Annotated in this window: 5 protein-coding genes; 4 read left to right on the forward strand and 1 reads right to left on the reverse strand. The window is 69.7% G+C overall.

What is annotated here, in order from left to right; translation table 11 throughout:
- Positions 1-80 precede the first annotated feature (80 nt).
- The 4 genes from QSJ19_RS04685 to QSJ19_RS04700 all read left to right on the forward strand — a co-directional run bounded on the left by QSJ19_RS04685 (position 81) and on the right by QSJ19_RS04700 (position 4,829).
- A complete protein-coding gene (locus QSJ19_RS04685; protein WP_286318644.1) occupies positions 81-1,313 on the forward strand; it encodes a sensor histidine kinase in 1,233 nt (410 codons plus the stop codon).
- Positions 1,314-1,321: 8 nt separating this feature from the next.
- Positions 1,322-2,413, forward strand: a complete 1,092-nt coding sequence (locus QSJ19_RS04690) for a DUF8320 family protein (RefSeq protein WP_286318645.1) — start codon at positions 1,322-1,324, stop codon at positions 2,411-2,413.
- A gap of 65 nt (positions 2,414-2,478) precedes the next feature.
- Positions 2,479-3,735: a sensor histidine kinase gene (locus QSJ19_RS04695; RefSeq protein WP_286318647.1), complete on the forward strand. Its 1,257-nt coding sequence runs from the start codon at positions 2,479-2,481 to the stop codon at positions 3,733-3,735.
- The gene (locus QSJ19_RS04700) at positions 3,732-4,829 is read left to right on the forward strand and encodes a DUF8320 family protein (RefSeq protein ID WP_286318649.1); all 1,098 of its coding nucleotides are present in this window, start codon (positions 3,732-3,734) and stop codon (positions 4,827-4,829) included. Before QSJ19_RS04695 ends, QSJ19_RS04700 begins: the two co-directional genes overlap by 4 nt.
- On the opposite strand, the gene QSJ19_RS04705 is transcribed toward QSJ19_RS04700, so the two are convergent.
- Positions 4,815-5,186, reverse strand: a complete 372-nt coding sequence (locus QSJ19_RS04705) for a GNAT family N-acetyltransferase (RefSeq protein WP_286318651.1) — start codon at positions 5,184-5,186, stop codon at positions 4,815-4,817. The genes QSJ19_RS04700 and QSJ19_RS04705 overlap by 15 nt on opposite strands.
- Between the last annotated feature and the right edge of the window lie 444 nt (positions 5,187-5,630).

Genomic DNA, 5,630 nt, shown 5'->3' on the forward strand with positions numbered 1-5,630 from the left:
CCGAGCGGTTCGGAGCACAGTACTCTCGATGCATCGCAGACGCGGCGGTGGTGGCCCGCCCACGAACGACGGTGAAACGCATGGTGGTGCTCGACCGACGGATCGACGTCCGGCGCGCGGCCGGCGACTACCTCGAGGGCTTCCGCAGCGGGGTCCGCTCCGACGACTCGGATGTGGGCCGACTCGAGCGTGTCGGCACCCGCTTCGTCGGGCTGGGACTGCTGGTGTTCATCGCGGTGATGATTCCGGTCGCGATCGGCCGTGCCGGCCTCACCGCCACCTGGTGGACGCCGCTGAGCATGGTGCTCGTGGCGGGTCCGCCGATCCTCATGGTGATCGTCACGTTTCGCCCCGTACCCCGGGGGCTGGTGCCCCTCGCCGGTGCCTGTTCGATCGGTTACATCGCCGCGACCCTCCTCTGGTTCGTCGCGTGGAACGGCGCGACGGAGCCGGAACGCTGGGCGGTGTGGCTCGTGCAGTTCCCGCCCGTGGCGAGCATCGCTCTGGTCCTGGTGTCCCGAACGCGCTGGGCGCTGGCCCATCTCGTCGTCGCGACACTGCTCGTGCACGTCGCCAACCAACTCGGGCGTCACGGCGAGGTACACGTGTCGCAGTTGCTCAGTGCCCCGCTGACGATCACCCTCGGCGGGGTGTTCGTCGCGGTCGCCTACGCGACGACCCGCAACGTCTGGTCGCTCGACGCACGGCGGGCCGACATGCTCGCCGCCGCAGCGACCGCCGCGGCCGACATGGCGGCCGAGGCCGAACGTGCGCGATTCGCCGCGCTCATCCACGACAATGTGATCGCCGCGCTGCTCGCGGTTCGGAGCGGGACGCCCGACCCGCGCCTCATCGCGCAGGCAGCCGCAGCGCTCGATGAACTCGACCGCAGTGATGAGGCGGACCACGGACCGGTCGGCGCCGCGGGGTTCTCCTCCCGGCTCCGGGAGATCGCCGACACCGTCAGCGATCAGGTCCACTGCCATCTCGTGGCGCCCGAGGAGGAACCGATGTATCCCTACGCGGTGATGTCGGCGATCAGTGAGTCGACAGGTGAGGCGATCCGCAACTGGCGCCGTCATGCCGGCCCTGGGACACGATGTGAGGTCGCAGCCGAGTTCGGACCCGACACCGTACGGGTGCTCGTCCGGGACAACGGGATCGGATTCGATCCCGCGGCGATCCGGCCCGAACGCTTCGGTGTCGCAGTGGGAATCCGGGGCCGGATGGAGACCCTGCCGGGTGGCTCCGCGGAGATCAACAGTGCACCGGGACGAGGCACGACTGTCGTCCTCGATTGGCGGCGACCATGATCGGCGATGTGCGCAAGCGCCGGCGCGGGACGGACCGCGACGCCGACGGCACGGATCTCGACGACGCCACGGTCGACCTCTTCGGCCTCGGCTCGCCGACGGTGGCGTGGGCCATCGGCGCCTTCGCGGTGGCCTATGTCGTCGTTCTCGGATGGACGTGTGCGGAGATCCATGCGGTGCGGAACTGGCTGGGACTCGGCGTAGGTTTCGCCGTGTTCGTGGTGGCGACGGCGATCGTGGTCCGCACCCGTGGAATCCGCTGTCCGGTGCCGCGGGCGGCCGCCATCGGTTCGCTCGCGGTGTGTGGGCTCGCGATGTCGCTGTGGAACATCCCCGCGCCCAGTTACCAGACTTTGCAGACCGCACCACCGGTGTCGGCGATGACGATCGTGCTGACCCTGCTGGCACTGCAGGGCAGGCCGTTCTTCGCCTGGGCGGCGGCGCTGGGCGGCAGCGTCGTGGCGGCGGTGTGGGGAGCGGTGATCGGCGTGGGTCCGGTCGTCGGCGCCGGCAACACACTGTTCTGTTATCCGGTGATGATGCTCGCGATGCTGTTCGTGGTGATGGGCCGGCCGATGGAGGCCAGGATCCGCATGCTGGCGGAGCGCGCTGTCGACCAGGCCACCACCGAGGCCGCGACTGCCGCTGCGGCCGACGAGCGCAATCGGCAACTGCGGCAGTTGGATCGGCGAGCTCGTCCGATCCTGGAACAGATCGTCGACGGCCACCGCTTCACCGCCGACGAGGTTGCCGCCTCCCGGCTCACCGAAGGTCAGCTCCGCGACGGGATCCGCGCCCCCGGATGGGACTCGGCACAGGTCAGTGAAGCCGTGTGGACCGCACGGCATCGGGGGGTGAGCGTCCTCTTGCTCGACGACGGTGCCCTGGCCCCGGAACGGCGCGACCTCGCGGACCGGCTGCGGGGGTTGCTCGTCGACGAACTGACCCGTGCAGACCGCGGACAGGTGACTGCCCGCATCTTCCCCCCGGAGCGCGGGCTGCTGGCCACCATCGTCGCCAACGCCGGAACGGACTTCCGTCGGGTCGAATGCGGCGCCGACGGTATCGTCACAGTGAGAACCGGGTCGGTCACCGCCTAGCTAGGCGGGCCGGGTCGGACGCGGCCGCGTTGGCGTCGCCGCCGCACACAGACGGAGATGATCGGGTGACCCAGCTATCCACGACCGCAGACGGCCGGTCGGCGTCCGCGGAGTCAGCGGGCGGACGCACCTGGCGCGAGTTGCTGTCGGGGCCGTCCGACCGCTCCGCGCTCGCCCGCGTGCGGCGCCTCGGGGCGCGCGTCATCGGCTTCGGGCTGCTCATCTTCACCGCGGGTCTGTCACCCCTCATCGCCGCACGCGCCGATCTGACAGCGTTCTGGTGGCCGCCGCTGAGCGCCGTGCTGGTGGCGGGTCCGGCGCTCATCCTGATCGCCGCGACCTACCGGCGATCCCTGACCCATCTGACCGCACTCGCGGCGCTGTGCAGTGGCAGCTTCCTCGCAGCGGTCGGGTTGTGGTTCGCCGCCTGGAACGGTGACGTCGCGGCCGACACCTCGTGGTGGAGTGTGTGGCTCGTGCAGTTCCCCGGCGTCGCCGGCCTCGTGTTCGGCGTCGCCGGGCACGCCCGGCCGGCGATTGCGCACATCATCATCTCGGCGACCGCCACCACGGCCGCCAACCAACTCGGTCTGTACGCGGAGCTGCGGCCACAACTGTTCCTCGGCGCGCTGCTCACGATGGCCCTCAATTGTGTGTTCCTCGCGATCGCGGTGATGGCCGTCCGCACCGCAGGCGTCCTCGACGACACACGGTCCTCGGCAATGGAATCCGCAGCCGACTCGGCCGCGTCGACCGCACAGGGCGCCGAGCGCGCACGCTTCGCCGCGCTCATCCACGACAAGGTCATCGCGATCCTGCTGGCCATCGACGTCGGCAGGCCGGCCATGGCGTTGGTCCCCCAGGCGACGTCGGCGCTCGACGAACTCGATCACCGGGACGACGACGCGCCGCGACGTCCGGTCGTGGCCGTCGACGAGTTCGTCCAGCGGGTGCGAACCGCGATCGCCACCACCGACGACACCGTCGAGCGGGAGTTCTCCGTGGACCGATCACCCGACGCCCGCTATCCCACCGATGTGGTCGGCGCCGTGAACGACGCGATGTGCGAGGCGATCCGCAACGTCGGCCGGCACGCCGGTCCGGCGGCGTCGTGCCTCGTCGTCGGCGACTTCCGGCCGGACCGCGTCACCGTGGCCGTCGTCGACGACGGCGCAGGCTTCGATCCCGGTCAGGTGCCACCGGAACGGCTCGGGGTGGCGGTGGCGATCCGACGACGCATGGCGTCGGTACGTGGCGGCGACTCCGAGGTGCGCAGTGCGCCGGGCCGCGGGACGACGGTCGTGCTGAGGTGGGCGCGATGAGCACTGAGCCGAACAGCGACGTGTCGAACAGCGGTGCCGCCCGGGACGACGCGCGGGAGGACACCGAGTCCATCGAGTTGTTCGGTCTTCGCTCACGACCGGTGACCGGGGCCCTGCTCACCTACGGCGTGGTCTACGTCGTCGTCACTGTCGGATCGAGCACGTCCATCCACTCGATCGTTCGCTGGGCCGGGCTCGTCGTCACATTCCTGCTGTTGGCGGGAGTGCTCACCGGGCTGGTCCGGATCGTCGGCGATCCGTTGCCGATGCGTGCCGCCGTCGGGGCCGTCGTCCTCATGATCGCGGGCACAGCCATCGCCTGGTGGTCGATACCGCCCAGTCCCGACGACCGCCTGCAGTGTCTGCCCGCGGCGATCTCCGGGATCGTGGTGGTGGTGCTGGTCGCGGTCCGCGGGCGTCTGGTGTGGGCGTGGGTCGGCACGTTCGCGATGTCGTTGTCGGCCGGGGTATGGGGCGCCTACCGCGGCATCGGATTCGTCACCGGCCTGAGCTACACATCGTGGGTCTATCCGGTGATGCTGTTCGCGACGCTCACCGCGATGATCCTGCGCCCGATGGCCGACAGCATCCGGCTCCTGCGCGCACAGGAACTGCGATACGCCGCGACCGGCGCGGCCGCCGCCGCGTCCGCCGCAGAACGAGACCGGCAGCTCGCCCGGCTCGACAGTCGCGCCCGGCCGTTGCTCGAGCAGGTCGCCGCGACGCACTGGTTCACCGCCGGGGAGGTCTCCGCCGCGAGACTGGTCGAGGCACAACTGCGTGACGGCATCCGTGCATCCGCGTGGCAGTCACCGCGGGTCCGAGACGCCGTCTGGCAGGCCCGGGAACGAGGGGTGAGCGTTCTGCTCCTCGACGACGGCGGCAGCGTCGATGACGGTGTGCAGCGACGCCTCGACGACGTCCTGATCGATGAACTCGCGGCCGTGGCCGACGGACGGGTCACCGCGCGGGTGATGCCGCCGGGGCGACCGACACTCGCGACGATCGTCGTCAACGCCGGCGACGCCACCCGCCGCTACGACTGCACTGCGATCGGTGACGTCGTCGGCGACCGGGTGTCAGTCGAGCGCTGACTGCAGCCAGGTGAGGACCTCGGGCGTGACGGGATGGGTGGCGTCCGCATAGTCGGGGTGCTTCTTGAGGAACGCGGCCACCATCGGGCAGACGCCGACGATGACCCGGCCGCGAGCGCGGGTGTCGTCGAGCGCCTCGGTGATCAGGGAGGTCCCGAGACCGCGGCCCCCGAATTCCTCGCCGACCTCGGTGTGGAAGAACACACGCTCCGCGACGCCCTTCGCGTCACGATCGCGGTACGCGGTGAATCCGGCGGTCGCCGGGGTGCCGCCGGCGTCGGAGACGGTGATCTCGTAGCGCTGTTCGGCGGGATCGTCCGTGACGGAGGCCTGCGCTCCGGTCCTGTCGGTGGCCATGGTTTCGAGCCTACGACGCCGCGATGTCTGCGCAGGTCAGCGGATCGTTGCGAGGATTCATGGCGAGTCAGGGTGATCTCGACAGCAACCCCACAGCTTTCGCCCTTACAGTTGCGGTTGTACCGATGCACCGGAGTTTCCGATTACCGTCCGACGGAAGGTATTCGCTACGGTTCTTCGTCGGACAAGGGCGTGGACGTGTAACGCACGGATCACGCCAGACGACATACCAGTGATCCGGATTTGTTAGTTCGAGATACTAACGATTCGGTTCAGTGGTTCCAACGGGTCGGGGGACCGTTGTCGCCGACAGTCGTGACGGCTGTGCGGCGACGGCGGGTGTGAACGTACGAGACGGTGGAGAGACACCGGTACGTGCAAGGCCCGAGACCTGGGTCCCACGCCGGTAACCCTCTTCACCTCGCCCGAACGAGAGCGAGTGGA

This window comes from Gordonia sp. ABSL11-1, assembly GCF_030315685.1.
In the GTDB taxonomy this organism is placed as follows: Bacteria; Actinomycetota; Actinomycetes; order Mycobacteriales; family Mycobacteriaceae; genus Gordonia.